Raw genomic sequence first — 21,848 nt, 5'->3', positions numbered from 1 at the left:
TTGTTGGGCTCTTTTATTTATACTATAATCGTATGCATCACGAGCTTCTGCTAATGGTTTATTGGTAAAGATTTGATATTTTAAGGGATCAATCCTAAAAGTTGTGTTTAAGCAAATATTTTAATTAATCTGTATAGAAAGAATTCTATATTTCTCGCATCTCTAAACTGTACTCTAAAGGCTTTTATTTTTGCATTGAATGATTGTGCTGAGGCATTAGTGTTTCTTTTTATAAAATATTTTAATATAGACCTATAGTTGAGCCGTATTGTATTAGCAATAGAATTAAAAGCTTTAAAGCCTGTTTTCTCTACATTATTATTCCAATGTGCTTACCTTGTGTATACTAGCTATATTGATTTAGCTGATTTAAAAATATTTCTGAGTCCTTGTGCCAGTTTAAAACCAATGTTGATATTTGGATATTCGCTGTACAATATTTTGGTTTTTTGATATTGGTTTTCAGTCCAGTTGGACGGGTCTTTATAGAGCGCTTATATGCTTCGTGCCAATAGCTGCTTTCTTCAGCTACTTAATCATTGTTTCTTTTTTATTGTTTATTTTAAACTGTGTAATACCGGCTTTAGGTTAGCTTTCTATAGGAGGTTTTTGAACTGTGGTTTCTTTTTTATGTAGTATTCATGTAAATGTTGAATCTAAAATACTTGGACTCAAACCCAAGCATTTTAAAATCAGGTATTTTTCTTACATTTTTTTCAATATTAAATTTCTCTCAGCATTCTGAGATTTATAGTTTTATAATTGAAAAAGTGGGTACCTTTCCACTAATTCATTAACTTTTTTTGTAAGATTTTTTAGGTATTCATCATTGGTATGATGAAGAATTGCTTGGTCTATAAGGTCAACTATTTTAACCATATCTTCTTCCTGCAAGCCTCTGGTTGTTATAGCCGCTGTACCTATTCTTATTCCACTTGTAATAAAAGGAGACTCGGTGTCATATGGAACCATGTTTTTGTTAACGGTAATATGAGCTTTGCCAAGGGCTTCTTCGGCCATTTTACCGGTTATGTTCTTATTTCTTAAATCTATGAGCATCATATGATTATCAGTACCGTTAGATATGATTTGATAATCCTTTTTAATAAACTCGGCGGCCATAACTTTTGCGTTCTTTTTAACTTGAACCATATATTCTAGGAACTTATCGTCTAAAGCTTCTTTAAAAGCTACTGCTTTAGCAGCTATGATATGCTCTAATGGTCCTCCTTGATTTCCTGGGAAAACTCCGCTATTTAGTAGAGAAGACATTTTCTTTAATTTTCCATTTTTTAGTTTTTGTCCAAATGGATTTTCGAAATCTTTACCCATTATGATGATTCCTCCTCGTGGTCCTCTTAAAGTTTTATGTGTAGTAGATGTACAAATATGTGCGTGAGGAACGGCATCTTGTAAAATACCTTTTGCAATAAGCCCTGCGGGATGTGCTATGTCTGCAAGTAATATAGCGTTTACACTATCTGCAATCTCCCTGAATCTCTTGTAGTTTATCTCTCTACTATATGCAGAGGCACCTGCTATAATGAGTTTAGGTTGTTCTTTTTCTGCAATTTGTTGAATATGATCATAATTGAGTAAACCGGTTTCTTTTTCCACACCATAAAATGATGTTTTATATAATTTACCTGAAAAGTTTACAGGGGAACCATGTGTTAAATGACCTCCATGTGAAAGGTCAAATCCCAAAATTTTATCACCAGCATTTAAACATGCATGGAATACTGCCGTGTTCGCTTGACTACCAGAATGTGGTTGAACATTAATATACTCTGCACCAAATAGCTCTTTAGCTCTCTCTATTGCTATGTTTTCAATTTGATCTACTATTTCACAGCCTCCATAGTATCGTTTACCTGGATACCCTTCGGCATATTTATTTGTTAGAATGGATCCTGCAGCAGCAAGTACATCATCACTCACGTAATTTTCACTTGCAATAAGTTCTAATCCAGTAACTTGTCTTTTTCTTTCTAAATTTATTAAGTCAAAAATCTCTTTATCTTGATTACTCATGGTTCTAATATAATAGTTAAGATTAAAACAAAAATAATTCATTGCTCTTTGCAAATGCTATGAATATGATATATTTGATTAGTACTTTTTAACAAGATATAAATATAACATATGCCACTAGAAACTAATGACCCTAATAGAAAATCATGGATAGGCTATAGCAGCGATTCTCATTTCCCAATTCAGAACATTCCTTTTGGAGTATTCTTAACTAGAGATAATGTTATCACTATAGGTACTAGAATAGGTGATTGGGCTATTGATTTAGGAGCCTTGCAGGAATTGGGGTACTTTGAAGGAGTACCATTAACTGACGATATGTTCATGCAAGATTCCTTAAATGACTTCATCTCAGATGGTAAGAAAACATGGAGGTTAGTGCGCAATCGTATAGGTGATATTTTTGATGCAGATAATCCCGTTTTAAGAGATAATCAAGAACATAGAAACCGAATCATTTTTAACATGGATGAAATAGAAATGCAATTGCCTGTTTTAATAGGTGATTATACAGATTTCTATAGTAGTAAAGAACATGCAACAAATGTAGGTACTATGTTTAGAGACCCTGATAACGCTTTGTTACCTAACTGGTTGCATATGCCTGTTGCTTACCATGGTCGTTCCAGTACTATAGTTCCTTCAGGAATCCCTATACATAGACCTAAAGGGCAAACCATGCCAGCTGGAAGTGATGCACCTGTTTTTGGGCCGTCTAAATTAGTAGACTTTGAGCTTGAAATGGCTTTCATAACTACTGATGCTAATAATATGGGACAGCCCATAAGTGTAGAAGATGCTGAGGATTATATCTTTGGTATGGTAGTGTTTAATGACTGGAGTGCAAGGGATATTCAAAAATGGGAATATGTTCCTCTAGGTCCATTCTTAGCAAAGAACTTTGCCAGCTCTATTTCACCATGGATAGTTACATTAGATGCGCTTGAACCTTTTAGAACTAAAGGTCCAGAAATGGAGAAACCAGTTCTAGATTATTTAAAATCTAATGGCGATAAAACCTATGATATTCACTTAGAAGTAGATATTACACCACAGCAAGGGAAACCTACTACTATATGTAAATCTAATTTTAAATATTTATACTGGAATATGTCTCAGCAATTAGCGCATCATACCATTAATGGTTGTCGAGTTAATAGTGGGGATATGATGGGAAGTGGAACCATTTCTGGTACTAAGCCAGACTCTTATGGCTCTATGCTGGAATTAAGTTGGCGTGGAGAACGTCCGGTAAAATTAAATGATGGCACAGATCGTAAATTTATTAACGACTTTGATACGGTTACTATGAGAGGTTATTGTAAGAACGGTCCTGTACGCATTGGTTTTGGAGAGGTTTCTAATCAATTGTTACCTGTTTATGAACCTAAAATTAAACATTAAATGAAACAGGTTTATTCTTTTTTTTTATGTTCCTTTTTATTGATAAGCTGTAATGGTCTTAAAAAGACTGAGACAGCTATTAATACTGGTAATTTTGATCAAGCTATTGATATAGCGGTGAGCAACCTGGTAAGTGATAAAAACGCTAAGCGTAAAAAGGAGTACGTATTATTGTTAGAAGACGCTTTTGCGAAAGCGGTACAAGAAGATCAAATAGTACTTAATAGATTAAAATCTGATCCTAATCCAGAGGTGTTAGAAGCTATCTATGAGACGCTAGAAAACATGGAGATCAGGCAATCTAAAATCAGACCTTTATTGCCATTAAAAATCTATGGAACTGGGAAACAAGCAAAATTTCCTATGGAGGATTATGCTCTTAAAATTATTGCTGCTCGTACAGAACTTTCTGATCACTTATTAAATAAAGCACGCAACTCATTAAGTGTTTCAAATACCGGTCAAGCGAGAATCATTTTTGATGATTTAGATTACTTAAATTCCATTAACCCTAATTATAAAGATGTACATGATTTAATGGATCAGGCGCTTGAAAAAGGAACTGACTATATTCTAGTTACTTTAAGAAACGACACTCAACAAGTGATTCCACAACGATTAGAAGAAGAGTTGCTTAACTTTTCAACTTATGGATTAAATGATAAATGGACGGTTTATCACAATAAAAAAAACGATAACACTTATTATGACTTTGATCTTGCTATAAATTTTAGGAACATTAATATTTCCCCAGAACAGCTGCTGCAAAAGGAGTTGCAAAAGGAAAAGCAAGTTAAGGATGGTTTTGATTATGAACTGGATGAAAGAGGAAATGTTAAAAAAGACAGTTTAGGAAATGATATTAAAAAAGATAAATTTAAGCTTGTAAAAGCAACTGTTTTTCAAAGCACCCAGCAAAAAGAAGTTTCACTCGATGCAAATATTATTATTACTAACAGGCAATCAGGTCAGTTAGTAGACCGTTTTCCAGTGAGTAGTAGCTTTATTTTTACTTATATATATGGTAGTGTTAATGGAGATAGGCGTGCGATTGATAAAGGTTATCTAGAAACACTTCACCCAGAGGCTGTGCCTTTTCCCTCAAATGAGCAAATGATTTATGACGCTGGTGAAGATTTAAAAATACGTATTAAAGAAGTCTTAACTGGCTTGCGATTGAGGAGATGATTTTTCACTTGCTCCTACTTTAAAAACTATTTCACAACTCTAGTTCTATATTTGAACTTATGACTTCTAGAAAACTATCTTATAAATCTGCCCAGTATTTCTCTTCTTTAATGGAAGATTATTTAGTAGAAAAAGATAAGTTAAAACCATTTTATCACCGTTTTCCTAAATTAGAACTCTTTAAAGCTCAAATTGAAGAAAAACAAGCTGAGTTTTCTTCAAAAAAAACATCAAGAGAAATACTAGTAACATCCTTACTAGAGCAGTATAATGGTTTAGAAGATTCTAAGCGATCTTTAAGTAATATAAAATTACTTAACGACTCTAAAACGTTTACCATTACCACTGGTCACCAGCTTAATTTGTTTACTGGGCCACTTTATTTTTTATATAAAATCGTATCAGTTATTAATCTGTGCAAGCAGTTGAAGGTAGTCTATCCTTCTTATAACTTTGTTCCTGTTTACTGGATGGCAACTGAAGATCATGATTTTGAAGAAATAAAATATTTTAATTACCACGGTAAAAAAATAGTTTGGAATCGTGAGGCTACTGGTGGAGTAGGAAGACTTTTAAATGATGGTTTAGAGCAAGTTCTAGAAGTATTTAAAGAAGAATTAGGAACTAGTGATAACGCTGGAGAAATCATTACAATATTTAAAGCTGCTTATTTAAAGCACGATAATTTAGCTCAAGCAACCCGTTATCTAGCGCACCAGCTTTTTGGGAAAGAAGGCTTAGTCATTATAGATGGTGATGATAGCTCCTTAAAAAGTCTTGCCATTCCTCATTTTAAAGATGAACTTTTATATCAAACCAGTTTTTATAAAGTAAATGAAACCATTGAAAACTGGCCAGCTGCTTATAAAGTTCAGGTAACGCCTCGAGAAATAAATTTATTCTACCTAAAGGATGATTTAAGAGAACGCATCGTTTTAGAAAATGACATCTATAAGGTAGTCGATAGTGATATTTCTTTTACTAAAAATGAAATTTTAATTGAATTGCAAAACCACCCAGAACGCTTTTCACCTAATGTGATCATGCGTCCTTTATATCAAGAAGTTATTTTGCCTAATTTATGTTACATAGGTGGTGGTGGTGAGATGGCATACTGGTTAGAATTAAAGGAATATTTTAACTCACAAAACGTTACTTTTCCTATGCTACTCATGCGCAACTCAGCCTTGCTCATGACTCGTAAACAAAAGGATAAAGTAGAGAAACTGAGCCTAGAACTTAAAGACCTTTTTCTCAAAGATTTTGAACTAGATGAAAAGCTTACTAAGCAACTTAGCGAGATAGAAATAGACTTCTCCACTCAAAAAGAGCATCTTCATAAACAGTTTAAAGAACTTTATAAAATAGCCTTACAAACTGAAGCATCTTTTCAAGGAGCGGTAGCAGCTCAAGAACATAAACAAATAAAAGGTCTAGAACATCTTGAAAAACGACTCTTAAAAGCTCAAAAGCGTAAACTGAAAGACTTTTTAAATCGCGCAAGTGATCTACAAAAAGAACTTTTTCCTAACTCGAGTCTTCAAGAACGACAGGAGAATTTCTCTAGTTTTTACCTAGAATATGGTAGCAATCTCATAGAACACATAAAGGAAAACTTAGACCCTTTAGATATGAATTTTACAATTATTGTTCTGGATACATAAAATTCTTTAAAACACGTTAACAAAAGTGTACGGAACAGATTTACTTTCCCTCATAAAAAAGTAAATTTGCGCATGCAACACGATAAAGTTTTAATCCTAGATTTTGGATCGCAATATACACAGCTTATTGCGCGTAGAGTTCGAGAGTTGAACATCTATTCAGAAATCCATCCATTTAATAAAGTTCCATCAAATATAGAAGACTATAAAGCGGTTATCCTTTCTGGTAGCCCTATGTCTGTGCGTTCAGAAAAAGCCTTTCATATAAACCTAGATAAGGTTAGAGGTAAAAAACCTTTACTAGGAGTTTGTTATGGTGCTCAATACTTAGCTCATTTTCATGGTGGAGAAGTAGGAGCTTCAAGTACACGCGAGTATGGAAGAGCAAATCTATCTTACGTAAAAACTGATGAAACCTTTTTAGAAGGTATCTCTGCCGGCAGTCAGGTATGGATGAGTCATAGTGATACTATAAAGAAATTGCCTGAAAACGGTGAGCTACTAGCTAGTACTCATGACGTAGAAAATGCTGCTTATAAAATTAATGGTGAAGAAACTTATGCCATTCAGTTCCATCCTGAAGTGTATCATTCTACAGATGGTAAACAGCTGTTAGAAAATTTTCTAGTTAAAATTGCTCAAGTAAAACCAGACTGGACACCTAATGCTTTTGTACAAGAAACGGTAGATGATTTAAAGGAAAAACTAGGTAATGATAAAGTAGTTCTAGGTCTTAGTGGTGGAGTAGATTCCTCTGTGGCGGCTATGCTGTTGCACAAGGCTATAGGTGAAAATCTTTACTGTATTTTTGTAAATAATGGACTACTACGCAAAGATGAGTTTACACAAGTTCTGGAACAGTATGAAGGAATGGGCTTAAATGTAAAAGGTGTAGATGCTTCGGCACGATTTATGAATGCACTTGCTGGAGAAAGTGATCCAGAGTTAAAACGTAAGGCTATAGGTCGTGTATTTATTGAGGTTTTTGATGATGAGGCACATCAGGTTAAAGATGTCACCTGGCTTGCTCAAGGGACTATTTACCCAGATGTTATAGAAAGTGTAAGTGCCACTGGAGGACCTAGTGCGACTATAAAATCGCATCATAATGTAGGTGGACTACCAGATTTTATGAAGTTGAAGATAGTAGAACCTTTAAAAGCACTCTTTAAAGATGAAGTGAGACGAGTAGGTGCCTCTATGGGAATGGCTGCAGAGCTACTGGGAAGACATCCTTTTCCAGGACCAGGACTTGCGATACGCATTCTCGGTGATATAACACCAGAGAAGGTAGCTATCTTACAAGAGGTAGATGCGGTGTTTATTAATAATCTCAAAAAATGGGATCTATATGATCAAGTATGGCAGGCAGGAGCGATTTTATTACCTGTAAATAGTGTAGGAGTTATGGGTGATGAGCGTACTTATGAAAAGTGCGTGGCGCTCAGAGCCGTAGAAAGTACTGATGGTATGACTGCAGACTGGGTAAATTTACCCTATGAATTCTTGCAAGCCACCAGTAATGAAATAATAAATAAGGTAAAAGGCGTTAATAGAGTAGTTTATGACATCAGTTCTAAGCCGCCAGCAACCATAGAATGGGAATAAAATATTATGAAAAATATAATCTTAATAGCTTTTGTTTTTTTCGCTTTCGCGAAAGCGTACTCAACAGCAGTACTTCAAAATTACAAGCAACACGTAGTTCAGAAAGGTGAAACGCTATATAGTATAGTAGGAAAGTATAAAATTAATGCTGCCGAATTAACTCAACTCAATCCAGATATTAAATCTGGTTTAAAAGAAGGTTCTATTTTATTAATTCCAGTAGGAAATGATGTGCTCACACAGCGCAAAATTGTGTCCTATAAAAAACACAAAGTACGTCGTAAGGAAACACTTTATGGTATAGCAAAAAAATACGGAGTCACAGAATTAGATATTAAAGAGACTAATAAGGAGTTGTATTCTAATGGTTTACGTAAAGGTGATCGCATTAAGATTCCAGTATTTGAGGAAATGAGCACTCCGGTGATAGTAGAGCAGCAAGTAGATGTGATAGCAACAGATTCTGTACTTGCTGATGGTAAATATCGGGTGATGCCTAAGGATACTAAATATGGTATCGCTACTCAATATGGGATAAAAGTACCTCAATTAGAATTGCTTAATCCTGATGTTAAAGACCTGCAACCAGGTATGGTCATTAATGTACCTAAAAGCACAGATCTAGTCATAGAACAAGCAAATTCAAACTCAAATGGAGGAATTGCTATCGTTGAAAAGTTTATCGATTATCAAGTCCCGCCTAAAATGACTATGTATTCCCTAGAGAATCTTACGGGTATCAGTGAAGATTCCTTACTGGTTTTAAATCCGCAAATAAAGGATGGTTTAAAACTAGGTATGAATATTAAAATACCTAATCCAGCAGCCGCGCAAGCAAATGTGATGGATGATAAGGTTACAGGTGTTGCAAATTTGTTAGACAGTATTTCTAATCGCAACGCGCAGCGATATGCCGTTATGTTACCACTTTCTTTACATAAGAAAACAGAAGAAACTTCAGATGAAGACTTTTTAAGTAAAGAAAAAACCACTCGCATAGCCTTAGACTTTTACAGCGGTATGAGTATTGCTAGAGACTCTGCGGCGTCCATAGGTATTGCTGTAACTTTTGATTTATTTGATACTCAAAAGAAGGAAAGTAACGTACAAAGTATAATAAGAGCCCATGACTTTAATACATATAATGCAGTTATAGGTCCATTACTGGCCAAAACCGTCGTTGCAGCAGCCAAAGAATTAAAAAGTAACGAGGTACCAGTGATTTCTCCTCTTACTAATACTGATGTGAAGTTGTACAAAAACTTGTTTCAAGCTAGACCAGAAGCTGCTATACTCAAGCAAAAACTCATGGACTATCTAGTTGCAAATGCTGAAGGTAAAAATATCATTCTGGTAACAGATGCTAAAAAACCAGAACTTAAAAATGAATATCTAGCACTTTTTCCTGAGGCAACAGAATTAAAGCCTAATAAGGATAATTACATTTATAAGCGTACTTATGTAAACGCTTTAGATAAAGCAAGAGAGAATTGGGTTATACTAGCTGTAGATAATGAAGGCTTTATTACAGATGCTGTTTCTCACTATTCTGCAAAGGCTGCATCTCATAACATTACTATGTTCGGTTATGATGATTATGAAAAGTTAGAATTACCTCAGTTAAGATTAGGTGCTTTAAAATATACTTACCCTAGTATTTATCGTGACTCAGGTGCGTCTAATGGTTTTTCAAATAAATACTATTCTAAATATGGTATTTCTCCTAATGCTTTTGCTACTAGAGGATTTGACGTAGCGATGGATATCATTTTAAGAAATGCCAGTGCCAGTGATTTATATGAAAGTGTAATGAAAAATGGAAGCACAGAATATGTGGAGAATAAGTTTAATTATTCAAAGCAAATCATGCAAGGATACTATAACGAGTCTGTTTATTTACTCCAGTATCATGAAGACTTAAGTATTAAAGAACTTAATTAATGACCTCTACGGTAACTTATTTAGGAAATTTAAGATGTCAGAGCAAGCACTTAAAAAGTGAAGACACTTTCATCACAGATGCACCTATAGATAATAACGGTAAAGGAGCAGCATTTTCTCCTACAGATACTATTGCTACAGGCCTGGCTAGCTGTATGTTTACTATGATGGGAATTAAAGCTAGAGACTTGGGAGCTGATTTATCAGGAAGTACCGCTCAGGTTACTAAAACTATGGCGTCTCATCCACGACGTATTTCACAAATAGATGTAGTCCTGCATTTAAAAGGTAATTGTGATAAGCGTTCACAACTTATTTTAGAACGTGTAGCAAACACCTGTCCTGTGCACTACAGCCTTCATCCAGATATCGTAAAGAATATTACTTTTAATTGGTCTTAGAAATGAAAACTGCGCTGCTTTTCATCTCTTTATTGATAACCTTTTCCATAGTTCCAGAAAAGAAATTTACATTTCAAGAAAAACCAGTCCTAACCTGGGATGATTTTATGGGCACGCCTCCTAGAAATGCATCACACGCAGCAAGTGTTAATTCAGGAATCGCTTATAGTTACTCTATAAAAATAAAAGGCAAGGAAATCATTTTAGATTTTGAAGTTCACAGTGAATTTTATCCGCAATTGAGCTGGAAAAAAGATTTGAATGAAAGTAGTTCACAGCTACTAGCTCACGAGCAATTGCACTGGAATATCTCTGAGTTACACGCACAGATTTTAAAAAGAGCTTTTCAAGATTATGTACCATCACCACAGTATAAAAAAGAACTAAGAACCCTTTTTAATAAAGTAGAAGCCGCAAGACAAACCATGCAAGGCCGCTATGATCGTGAAACTAATCACGGTCTCCACCTATCGCAACAGAAGGAATGGGAAACTTTTATTGCTCAAGAGTTCTTTAAAATGAGTTGATTTTTTTGAGTAAAATACTGCTGGATAGCGTTTAATGGGAACTATGTTTTATAAAAAGGTTGCTTTTTGAACTTACATATAGCGGTAAAGGGCGACAGGAGATTTTTTATGAAAAGCAAATAAAAATGACTTATCCATAGCTTGTAACACAAAATTCTTTATAAATACGCTCATAATTTCCATCTGTATTTCTACATAAAATGACTACTTTTGCAGCTGATTTTTAAACCGCTCAGAACACTTTTATGGCACACGCAAAGTACATTTTTGTAACCGGTGGAGTTACTTCTTCCTTAGGTAAAGGAATTATCGCCGCATCTCTTGCAAAACTGCTACAAGCACGTGGTTTTAGAGTAACTATTCAAAAGTTAGATCCCTATATAAACGTAGATCCTGGAACACTTAATCCTTATGAACATGGTGAGTGCTATGTAACAGAAGATGGAGCAGAGACAGATCTCGATCTAGGTCACTACGAGCGATTTTTAAACGTAAACACTTCTCAAGCAAATAATGTCACTACAGGTAGGATTTACCAGAGTGTGATTCAAAAAGAACGTCGCGGTGAGTTTTTAGGTAAAACCGTTCAGGTAATCCCACATATCACTGATGAGATTAAAGAGCGTATTCAAATCTTAGGGAAATCTGGAGATTATGATATCGTTATCACAGAAATAGGTGGAACCGTAGGAGATATAGAATCCCTACCTTACATAGAAAGTGTAAGGCAGCTCAGTTGGGAACTAGGTGAACATAATTCTATGGTGATTCACTTAACCTTAATACCTTACTTAAGTGCCGCTGGAGAGTTAAAAACTAAACCTACTCAACACAGTGTAAAAACGCTCATGGAAAGTGGAGTGCAGGCAGATATATTAGTATGCCGCACAGAGCACGAGCTTTCTGAAGATATTAAAGTGAAACTAGCACGTTTTTGTAACGTGAGACGTGAAGCGGTTATACAATCCATAGATGTAGAAACTATCTATGATGTTCCTAATAAAATGCTTGCCGAAGGTCTAGATACTGTAGTTCTTGAAGAATTAAAGTTAGAGGTTCAAAATAAACCAGATTTAACCAGTTGGAACGAGTTTGTACAGCGTCATAAAAATCCTAAAAGTGAAGTGACCATAGGATTGATCGGGAAATATGTAGAATTACAAGATTCTTATAAATCCATTCTGGAAGCATTCATTCATGCAGGTGCGGCAAACGAGGTAAAAGTAAATATAGAATCTATCCATAGTGAGTTCCTTGAGGTAGATAATGTAAAAGCCAAGTTGTCACATTTAGACGGTTTACTGGTAGCTCCAGGATTTGGAGAACGAGGTATAGAAGGTAAAATAGAAGCAGTACGCTATGCAAGAGAGCATAAAATTCCGTTTTTCGGGATTTGTTTAGGTATGCAAATGGCTGTTATAGAGTATAGTAGAAATGTTTTAGGTCTTGAAGAGGCTAACTCTGTAGAGATGGATGAATCTACAGTTCATCCTGTGATTTCCTTAATGGAAGAGCAAAAAAACATTACAAATATGGGTGGAACCATGCGTTTAGGAGCATGGGACTGTGAGTTAAATGGTGGCAATGTGGCAGCCATTTATGGTTCAGGCATGATTTCTGAACGTCACAGACATCGCTATGAGTATAATAATGAATATAAAGAGCAATTAGAAAACGCTGGTTTGAAATCCACAGGGATCAATCCTAAAACGGGACTTGTAGAAATCATTGAGATTGAGGATCATCCTTGGTTTATAGGTGTTCAATATCATCCAGAGTATAAGAGTACGGTGGCAAATCCACATCCTTTATTCAAGTCATTTATAGCAGCAGCTGCACAGAAGTAGTAAGATTATTAAAAGTACGCTTTCGCGAAAGCGTTATTAAAACACAACCAGTTCTTTTAAAACAGAACTACAGTAAAACCCTTACGAGGGAATTTTTATGGAACAAAAACCAACAGACTGGAAGTCAATCATAGGAATGGGATTAATTGCAGTGATTTTCCTATTCTGGATGAGTCAAACCAAAGAAGAGACTCCAGAAACAAATCCTGAAACCACTACTGAGGCAGCAGCAACTGCAGCGACCACTTCTTCAACACCACAGCCACAGCTCTCCTCAAATGAGGTTACTGCTGTGAATAATGGTGTTTTTCAAGCTGGTTCTAGTGAAGTGATCACTTTTGAAAATGATCTTATAGAATTTAAAATAGATTCTAAAGGAGCACTTATTCAAGAGGCCTTACTAAAGAGCTTTAAAACCTATGATTCTCTGCCTGTTTATCTAGCTAAACCTGGTGAAAAAGACCATCAACTGGATTTAGAATTTGTGACTAGCGATGGCCGCAAGATGCATACTAAAGACATGACCTTTACACCATCTCAATCCATGAATGGTGCAAATAAAGTTCTTTCGTTTAAAGCAAATGTAGGTCCAGCACAATTCCTAGAGTTCAGATATGAATTACAGCCTGAGGATTATATGATGGATTTTACCATACGTTCTCAAGGATTATCACAAACATTTAATACTGGAGAAACGCCGCAGTTAAACTGGGAAATGCTAGCTTACAAGCGTTCTAAAGGTATGGATAATGAGAACCGTTATACTGAGGCTATTTTTGAATACGGTGGTGGTAGTGATGACTATACAGGTCAAGGTGCTGAGGCTGAAGAAGAAGAGGCTGATGTCTCTTATATCGCTTATAAACAACACTTTTTTACATCTATATTATTAACTGACACGCCGTTTAAGAACGCAAAAATTATGTCTGAGAATATAGAATCTATAAACTCAGAACAAGATACTTATACTAAGAAATTTAACTCGGCCATAGAGTTAGAGTATACAGGAGGCGAGCTTTCTTATAACATGGACTGGTATTTCGGTCCTACAGATTATGATATTCTCGATGGATATGATCGTAACCTAGATGAGGTAGTAGATTTAGGTTGGGGAATCTTTGGATGGATTAATGAGTTTGTGATCAGACCACTTTTTACCTTGCTTACTAAAAGCGCTGGAATACCTTATGGAATTGCGATTATCTTACTAACCATTTGTGTGCGTATTATTTTATCTCCTGTACTTTATAAGAGTTATTTAACGCAAGCTAAGATGAAAATCTTGCGTCCAGAATTAAACCGTATTGCCGAGAAGTATAAGGATAATGCTATGAAAAAGCAGCAGGAAACCATGAAGGTTCAGAACGAAGCCGGCGCCAGCCCGCTATCGGGTTGTTTACCAGGTTTGTTACAAATGCCGGTGTTCTTTGCACTCTTTAAATTCTTTCCTACAGCCTTTGATTTAAGACAGAAAAGTTTCCTCTGGGCCGACGATTTATCGAGTTATGATGAGATCTTTAAATTGCCATTTGAAATTCCATTCTATGGTGATCACGTGAGTTTATTCCCTATTCTTGCATCTATTGCGATATTCTTTTACATGCAAATGACTACGGGACAGACTATGCAAGCCTCACAGCAGCCTGGTATGCCTAACATGAAGTTTATCATGTACCTATCGCCACTATTCATGCTGGTATTCTTTAATAACTATGCGAGTGGACTGTCATTGTACTACTTTGTATCTAACTTGATTACCATAGGAATTATGCTTGTGATTAAGAACTTTGTAATCAAAGAAGAAAAAGTTCTCGCTAAAATCGAAAAGGCTAAAGCAGCACCTAAGAAAAAGAAAGGTCGTTTTGCTTCAAAGATGAGCGAGATCATGGAACAAGCACAAGCACAACAAGAAGCGCAGAAAAAAGGGAAGAAGTAAAAGGTTGAATCCTCAGATCTCAACTTAAAAATTCCAAAATAAAAAAGTGCAAATCTCTGATTTGCACTTTTTTATTAAAAATAATTAAAGCTCCTTTCAGGCTTCTGATAGTTTGTCGTCACAAATTTCTAAGTAAGGAATGGTGGGCAAAATGAATCGCAGCGCAATTTTGGATAGCAATTTTGATCCTTAATTTTTACAATAGAAGGATATATTTACTGCTAGATATGCAACGTTTTTTAGTTATTCTCTGCTTATTTGAGTGGAACATTTTTATCATTTGTAAAATAAAAAAGCTCCTTTCCTTAGAAAGGAAAGGTGGGCAAAATGAAGCGCAGCGCAATTTTGGTCGGAAAGGTTGAAAAAATAGATGCTCTTAAAAACTCACAGGACCTCACAAACCCAAATCTTTAATAACTAACCTATAAAACCTTTCGGTAAATCTCCTTCAATTAGTAAATTGGCTACTTAGTAAAGTAGAAAAGTGAAGTGTCCATCCTAGAAAAATACATACCACGACTAGCTGTAATGCCACTGACGCAACTACTGGAAATGAACAGTGTTCATCTCAAAATAGTAAATGAGCGTAAAACGAGACACGGCGATTACAGACCGTTACCAGATGGATCTCATCGCATTACTATAAATGCAAATTTGAATCAGTATCGATTTTTAGTGACGCTGGTGCATGAGATTGCCCATTTAGTGGCTTTTAAAAAGTATGGACGCAATATTAAACCGCATGGCATAGAATGGAAGCATACCTTTCAACATCTCATGCTGCCGTTTTTAAGACCCGATATTTTTCCTAATGACCTGTTACCAGTTCTCGCCAGGCATTTTAAGAATCCTACTGCAAGTAGTGATACAGATGCAGTAATGAGTATAGCTTTAAAAAAGTATGATGCTGCCACTGATAAAAATTATATATTTGAGATAGTACAAGGCGCTATCTTTGTAACTGATAATGGACGCAAATTTAAGAAGGGTAAAAAGCTGCGTAAACGTTATGAGTGTCTAGAATTGGAAACAGGTAAAGTGTATCTTTTCCAGCCTAATGTTCAAGTACAGGTTTTAAAAAGTTAATATGAGTAATAAATATGCGGTCATTATGGCCGGTGGAGTAGGTTCCCGATTTTGGCCAGTAAGTAAGCAATCCTTTCCTAAGCAGTTTCATGATATGCTAGGTTTAGGTAAATCGCTGTTACAAATGACTTATGAGCGGTTACATGCACAAATTCCAGCGCAAAACATTCTTATATTGACTAATGAGCTATATGTAGATTTAGTTCAAGAGCAATTACCGCAAGTGCTTAAAGAGAATATAGTGGCAGAGCCTGCTATGCGCAACACCGCACCATGTATTTTACTTGCAGCTTTAAAGATTCAGAAAATGAATCCAGCGGCAAGTATGATTGTAGCACCTAGCGATCATTACATAGCCGATGATGATTTATTTAATGAAGACCTCGCAACGGCTTTTGATTTTTGTAACACACATCCACAGGCGTTAATGACCTTGGGAATTCAACCTACAGCACCTAATACAGGTTATGGTTACATAGAGTATGATAAAGAAGAAACAGCTGTTAAAAAGGTCGTACAATTTAGAGAGAAACCTAACTTAGAAACAGCACAAGAATTCCTAGCAGAAGGTAATTTTTTATGGAATGCAGGAATTTTTATATGGAGTGTAGATGCTGTTGTTAACGCTTTCGCGAAAGCGCAACCTAATATGACTCAACTATTCACTAACGGTTTAAATCTATTGAATACATCTCAAGAGCAAGAATTTCTAGAACGAGAATATCCAAAAGCAGATAACATATCTGTGGATTATGCCATTATGGAAAGCTCCAAGGAAGTCTATGTGTTACCAGCTAGATTTTCATGGAATGATCTAGGTACATGGGGTTCTTTATTTGATAAATTAGATAAAAATGAAGATGATAACGCGATTGTCAACTCTAGTGTAACAGCTATAAATTCTAATGGTAACATGATAAGAACTGCGGCAGGCAAGAAGGTGATCATACAAGGAATGGAAGATTATATTATTGTAGATCAAGATGATGTACTCATGATTATTCCTAAAACTGCCGAACAAGAGATCAAAGATATACGTAACGCTGCCATGAAAAAGTATGGTAAAGAAATAGGATAATGGAATCACAACAGCCACAACAAGAGGATCCTCAGCTGGAGAGCAGTCTGGATTCAAATCAACAACGCATCAGTGGTATTTGGGAAAATATCATGGCCTTTTTACACGATTTATTAGATATCAGGCAGGACTCTGATCGTGATGAAACCATAGAGTCTGTAAAAAAGGACATTTCTTTTCAAGGACATAATGCGTGGATTTTAATATTCTCCGTCTTTGTAGCCTCTATAGGTTTATATGCAGATTCTACAGCGGTAGTAATAGGAGCCATGTTAATTTCTCCACTTATGGGACCTATCGTGGGAATGGGATTAGGTACAGCTATTAATGATGATACTATGTTACGTCGCTCTTGGACTAATTTACTAGTTATGGTTGTGTTATCTTTATTTACGGCCACATTATATTTTGTCATCATGCCTACTATAGCCTTTGATGATATGACACCTGAATTAAAAGCAAGAACCTATCCTACCATTCTCGATGTTTCGATAGCGATTTTTGGTGGACTAGCACTTATTGTTGCTAAGGCTAAAAAAGGAACTATTTCTAACGCTATTGCTGGTGTAGCCATTGCTACCGCATTAATGCCACCTTTATGTACAGCAGGATATGGAATTGCAATATTGAATATAAGTGTCTTTAGCGGTGCGATGTATTTGTTTTGTATTAATACTGTTTTTATTGCGCTAGCCACATTTTTAGTTTGTAAGCTATTGAGATTCCCTATGGTTAAATATGCTAATCAAGCTAAACGGAAACGCGTTTCAAGATTAGCCTCGTTAATAGGTCTACTCGTTTTATTACCATCTATTTATCTTTTTTATGAATTATATAAAGATCAGGTAAAGGAATCTGCTGCAAATACTTTTATTAATCAATATGTGGATTATGAAGGCATGCGTCCAGATGCTGACTGGAATGGAGAAACCCAAACCCTAGATGTAGTCATGGTAGGTGCTCCTGTTCCAGATCCTATTATAGAGGAATGGACAAAAAAGTTTGCACAAATTGAGGAATTAGAAGAAAGTCAGGTGCGCTTTTATCAAGGGAGCTCCATTCTTAATGCAAGTAATGAAGCAGTAGAAGTGGTTCAAGAAGAACTAATCGATAAATTACGACTTATTCAAGATAAAGATGTGCGCATAGCAGCGCTTGAAGATGAACTACGCAGGTTAAATGAGCAAAACAAAAACTTTGATGTAGTGAGTGAAGAGGTGCGATTGAATTATCCGCAAGTTGCGAGTATAAGTTATGCACCATCTGTGAGTAAAGATTTTATCACGCAACAAATGGATACCGTATCAGAGTACACTATACTTTTTAAGGATACTACTTTATCTACAGATCGTAGAGTTGAGATTAAAAAACGTATGGCAAGCTGGTTGCAATACCGCCTTAAAACTAATAAAATTCAAATCAACGAGATTAAAAGAAGCCTAACAACTGCTATGGATTCTGTTAAAGTCTCTGCTCCATAAAAGAGATAAGGTATGTGATTTATGAGTCTTTTTTAGGACAGCACTATAAAGCACAATAGCAGCTTTACAAAAGTGTTACAAACCTTGATTCTGTGCCACTCTAACCTTCTTAAATAAGTCTGAACTGTAAACGAAATCAGTAACGGCTTCATTATCTGTTTTAAAGATTTCTTTGTTGCTACCTTTCCAGGCAATCATTCCGTCTTTAAGAAAAACGATAGTTTCACCTATTTCCATTACTGAATTCATATCATGTGAAATAATTACCGTGGTAATATCGCGCTCATGAGTAATTTCTTGAATAAGCTGGTCTATGACCGTAGCGGTTTTAGGATCTAATCCACTATTAGGTTCATCGCAAAAGAGGTAGTTAGGATTATTTGCAATCGCACGGCCTAGTGCTACACGTTTTTGCTGTCCGCCTGAGATTTCACTAGGTCTTTTATGATTGAGATTTATTAAGTTTACACGGTTCAGAATTTCATTAGCACGTTCTCTACGCTCTGTTAATTTCATTCTAGTAAACATACGTAACGGGAACATAATATTTTCCTCGACGGTCATGGAATCAAAAAGGGCACTGTGTTGAAACAGCATTCCCATTTCTTTACGTAATTCACTCTTACGATCTATATTCATTTCAATAAGAGACTCACCAGAATAGATAATATCTCCTTTATCAGGTTCAAATAAACCTAACATGTTTTTTAAAAAAACAGATTTCCCAGATCCACTGGCGCCTATAATCATATTAGTCTTTCCTTTCTCAAAAGTTGCATCTATACCTTTAAGAATTTTCTCGCCATTAAACCCTTTATGTAAGTTTTTAATTTCTATCATGACGTTAAAAGGATTTGGGTCAGAATATAGTTAGCAATTATAATAGCCACACAAGTCCATACAAAAGAGGTAGTAGCCGCCTTTCCTACTTCAAGAGCGCCGCCTTTCATATAATAACCATGATAACTAGGAATGGTAGCCAGTAAAATCCCGAACACCATCGTTTTAATAAATGCATAAGCAATGTGCCATGGTATAAAAGTGTCTTGTAACCCTATTACAAAATCTTCTAGGCTCACTAAATTCCCATATACACTAGCCATAAATCCTCCAAAAATCCCAACAAACATAATGATAGCAATTAGGAACGGATAAAAAAGCAGTGCAATAATCTTAGGGTAAACCAGGTAATTTAAAGAATTAATGCCCATGACTTCTAAGGCATCAATTTGTTCAGTAACACGCATGGTTCCTATACTAGAAGTGATATAAGAACCTACTTTACCAGCCATAATAACTGATATGAAAGTAGGAGCAAATTCTAGTATGATAGATTGTCTGGTGGCAAAACCTATCAAACTTTTAGGGATTAAAGGATTATCTAGGTTAAGAGCAGTTTGTAGCGCTACAACGGCACCCATGAAAAGAGATATAAATGCTGTAATACCTATTGAACCTATAACTAGATCATCTACTTCCTTAAGAATCAGTTCTTTTAAAACAGATGTTTTTGTAGGACGTCTAAAAACGCCTATTAACATCAACATGTATTTCCCTATATGTCTTAAAAATCTCATCTGGCGTAAAAGTAGAGAAAAATATTGGCTAGTAATTTAATCCATTCTTAAACTTTACAGTTTTCATAATCCTTATTTTTGCATAAAATTAATCTCTATGAAATCATTGTTACCTATTTTATCCTTGTGTTTATTTTTAGTGAGTTGTGCTACGCTTTCGCGAAAGCAAGATAACCACAGCACTACGGCTACGAAAACGCTAGTGGATAAGGAATTAAAAAGGCCTAAGCTTGTAGTAGGAATAGTAGTCGATCAAATGCGATATGATTACTTATCTAGATTTTATAACCGTTATAGTGATGGTGGTTTTAAACGGTTAATGCAAGATGGCTTTAATTGTACTAATAATCATTACAACTATGTTCCCACTTATACGGCGCCAGGTCATGCATCTATTTACACAGGAACATCTCCTATGAATCATGGAATTATAGGGAATAACTGGTATGATAAAGTAGAGGATCAAATGATTTATAATGCTAGTGATGCTAACGTTTTACCTGTAGGAACTACCAGTGATGATGGAAAAATGTCTCCATACCGCATGCTTACTACTACAGTAACAGATGAGTTAGAACTGCATACTCAAAGTCGTGCTAAAGTAATAGGTGTTTCTATAAAAGATCGTGGTGCCATTCTACCAGCAGGCCATGCTGCAGACGCTGCTTACTGGTACCGAGGTAGCGATGAAGGAACTTTTATTACTTCTACGTTTTATCGAGATGAATTACCACAATGGGTAGAGAACTATAATAATAGTAAGCCATCTTCACAATATGCCAAAGAATGGAATACACTTTATCCGGTAGAAACCTATACAGCTAGTGGTACAGATCTAAACGATTTTGAAAGAGCTCCTCGTGGTAAAGAAACAGCTACTTTTCCTTATGATTTGCCCGCCTTAATGGAAAAAAATGGAGGTTTCAGTCTTTTAAAAGGAACGCCTTACGGGAATAGCCTTGTAGCAGATTTTGCCATTGCAGCACTTAAAAATGAACAAATGGGAATGGACGACATCCCAGATTTTCTGGCAGTAAGCTTTTCAAGCACTGATTATGTAGGTCATCAATATGGTGTCAACTCAGTAGAACTAGAAGATACTTATCTAAGACTAGATTTAGAAATAGAACGATTATTAAATGAACTAGATCAACAGGTAGGTAGCGGGAATTATACGGTGTTTTTAACAGCAGACCACGGTGCAGTGAATAATCCTGCTTACTTACAATCTCAAGGTGTAAATGCAGGTTATATGGATGCTAAGGAGCTAGAAAGCTACCTTAAAAAACATCTTAAAAATGATTTAGGGAATGATACTTACATTAAAAATATTTCAAATAATCAGGTGTTTCTAGATCATGAGAAACTAAAAGCGGCAAAATTAGAAACCGGTTATATTCAAGAATATCTAGCCCAGCTTTTAATAGATTACCCACAAATTGATACGGTTTTTACCAGAGCATCACTTACTAATAGTAGTTTTACTAGTGGAGTAGGAGCGCTTATTCAAAATGGTTTTCATCCTAAACGTAGTGGTGACGTGGTTTTTGTAATAGAGCCAGGTGTTATCGTTTATTCCAGAACTGGTAGTACACATGGTAGTCCACAGAGTTATGATACTCATGTACCTCTGCTATTTTATGGAGCAGGAATTCAACAAGGACATACTACAGATCGTACACATATTATAGATATAGCACCTACTATATCAAGTTTGCTCAAAATTAGTTTCCCTAATGGCGCTACTGGAAATCCTATTTCAGAGGTTTTAAAGTATTAACATTAGTTTAATTTGTAGGAATAATTATATTTGCCGCCCAATCAAAATATAGTTATAATGAAAAACATTTTTCTAGTAGCAGCTTTTCTCTTTTCAGCAACGGCAATGGCGCAAGTTTACAGCGGTAAAGGAGATCAAAAATTCCAAGTAGGTGCAGATTTTCAATCGGGTGCTACAGGTGTTCAAGCCACTTATGATTATGGTGTAGGAGAGAATATTTCTTTTGGTCTTACCGCAGCTTATGCACTAGGTATAGATGAAGAAGTAAGTGTAGACTTTGACGAGCGTGCGATGTT

Annotated in this window: 17 protein-coding genes and 1 pseudogene; 14 read left to right on the top strand and 4 right to left on the bottom strand. The window is 35.6% G+C overall.

The features are described 5' to 3' along the window. Window positions 1-107 precede the first annotated feature (107 nt). Window positions 108-317, bottom strand: a pseudogene (locus ACTF48_RS08820) (transposase); the annotation flags it as partial. A 439-nt stretch (window positions 318-756) separates the two neighbouring features. Continuing rightward, window positions 757-2,034 carry a serine hydroxymethyltransferase gene (gene glyA / locus ACTF48_RS08815; protein ID WP_438962784.1) on the bottom strand — a complete coding sequence of 426 codons (1,278 nt, stop codon included), beginning with the start codon at window positions 2,032-2,034 and terminating at the stop codon, window positions 757-759. Window positions 2,035-2,145: 111 nt separating this feature from the next. Here glyA and fahA point away from each other — a divergent pair, with 111 nt between their 5' ends. The 12 genes from fahA to ACTF48_RS08755 all read left to right on the top strand — a co-directional run bounded on the left by fahA (window position 2,146) and on the right by ACTF48_RS08755 (window position 18,195). Next, window positions 2,146-3,438, top strand: a complete 1,293-nt coding sequence (gene fahA / locus ACTF48_RS08810; RefSeq protein WP_438962783.1) for a fumarylacetoacetase — start codon at window positions 2,146-2,148, stop codon at window positions 3,436-3,438. After that, window positions 3,439-4,626 (top strand): hypothetical protein, encoded by a 1,188-nt coding sequence (locus ACTF48_RS08805; protein ID WP_438962782.1) that lies wholly within the window; start codon window positions 3,439-3,441, stop codon window positions 4,624-4,626. Between the two features lie 59 nt (window positions 4,627-4,685). After that, on the top strand, window positions 4,686-6,290 hold the full coding sequence (bshC, locus tag ACTF48_RS08800; RefSeq protein WP_438962781.1) for a bacillithiol biosynthesis cysteine-adding enzyme BshC: 1,605 nt from the start codon (window positions 4,686-4,688) through the stop codon (window positions 6,288-6,290). Between the two features lie 72 nt (window positions 6,291-6,362). Beyond that, window positions 6,363-7,898, top strand: coding sequence for a glutamine-hydrolyzing GMP synthase (gene guaA / locus ACTF48_RS08795; protein WP_438962780.1), 1,536 nt, complete (start codon window positions 6,363-6,365; stop codon window positions 7,896-7,898). A gap of 6 nt (window positions 7,899-7,904) precedes the next feature. Beyond that, window positions 7,905-9,839, top strand: coding sequence for a LysM peptidoglycan-binding domain-containing protein (locus ACTF48_RS08790; RefSeq protein WP_438962779.1), 1,935 nt, complete (start codon window positions 7,905-7,907; stop codon window positions 9,837-9,839). Beyond that, entirely contained in the window at window positions 9,839-10,240 is a 402-nt protein-coding gene (locus tag ACTF48_RS08785; protein ID WP_438962778.1) for an OsmC family protein, read from the top strand. The genes ACTF48_RS08790 and ACTF48_RS08785 overlap by 1 nt, the downstream gene beginning before the upstream one ends. 2 nt (window positions 10,241-10,242) lie before the next feature. Beyond that, window positions 10,243-10,767 carry a DUF922 domain-containing protein gene (locus tag ACTF48_RS08780; protein WP_438962777.1) on the top strand — a complete coding sequence of 175 codons (525 nt, stop codon included), beginning with the start codon at window positions 10,243-10,245 and terminating at the stop codon, window positions 10,765-10,767. 245 nt (window positions 10,768-11,012) lie between these two features. Further along, entirely contained in the window at window positions 11,013-12,614 is a 1,602-nt protein-coding gene (locus ACTF48_RS08775) for a CTP synthase (RefSeq protein ID WP_438962776.1), read from the top strand. 97 nt (window positions 12,615-12,711) lie between these two features. After that, entirely contained in the window at window positions 12,712-14,550 is a 1,839-nt protein-coding gene (gene yidC / locus ACTF48_RS08770) for a membrane protein insertase YidC (RefSeq protein WP_438962775.1), read from the top strand. Window positions 14,551-15,078: 528 nt separating this feature from the next. Continuing rightward, entirely contained in the window at window positions 15,079-15,636 is a 558-nt protein-coding gene (locus ACTF48_RS08765; protein WP_438962785.1) for a SprT-like domain-containing protein, read from the top strand. Window position 15,637: 1 nt separating this feature from the next. After that, window positions 15,638-16,714, top strand: coding sequence for a mannose-1-phosphate guanylyltransferase (locus tag ACTF48_RS08760; RefSeq protein ID WP_438962774.1), 1,077 nt, complete (start codon window positions 15,638-15,640; stop codon window positions 16,712-16,714). Beyond that, window positions 16,714-18,195: a DUF389 domain-containing protein gene (locus ACTF48_RS08755; protein WP_438962773.1), complete on the top strand. Its 1,482-nt coding sequence runs from the start codon at window positions 16,714-16,716 to the stop codon at window positions 18,193-18,195. The genes ACTF48_RS08760 and ACTF48_RS08755 overlap by 1 nt, the downstream gene beginning before the upstream one ends. 75 nt (window positions 18,196-18,270) lie before the next feature. On the opposite strand, the gene ACTF48_RS08750 is transcribed toward ACTF48_RS08755, so the two are convergent. Both ACTF48_RS08750 and ACTF48_RS08745 read right to left on the bottom strand, forming a co-directional pair. Then, on the bottom strand, window positions 18,271-19,035 hold the full coding sequence (locus ACTF48_RS08750; RefSeq protein WP_438962772.1) for an ABC transporter ATP-binding protein: 765 nt from the start codon (window positions 19,033-19,035) through the stop codon (window positions 18,271-18,273). Continuing rightward, entirely contained in the window at window positions 19,032-19,772 is a 741-nt protein-coding gene (locus ACTF48_RS08745; protein ID WP_438962771.1) for an MlaE family ABC transporter permease, read from the bottom strand. Before ACTF48_RS08745 ends, ACTF48_RS08750 begins: the two co-directional genes overlap by 4 nt. 97 nt (window positions 19,773-19,869) lie before the next feature. On the opposite strand from ACTF48_RS08745, the gene pafA reads away from it, so the two are divergent. Together pafA and ACTF48_RS08735 are read left to right on the top strand one after the other, a co-directional pair. Then, on the top strand, window positions 19,870-21,552 hold the full coding sequence (gene pafA, locus ACTF48_RS08740) for an alkaline phosphatase PafA (protein ID WP_438962770.1): 1,683 nt from the start codon (window positions 19,870-19,872) through the stop codon (window positions 21,550-21,552). Window positions 21,553-21,609: 57 nt separating this feature from the next. After that, window positions 21,610-21,848: DUF6646 family protein (locus ACTF48_RS08735; RefSeq protein WP_438962769.1), on the top strand; the 239-nt coding region annotated here is incomplete at its 3' end.

Origin of the sequence: Nonlabens sp., assembly GCF_965660805.1 — a bacterium.
GTDB lineage: Bacteria > Bacteroidota > Bacteroidia > Flavobacteriales > Flavobacteriaceae > Nonlabens.
This window is presented reverse-complemented; position numbering and strand designations above follow the sequence as displayed.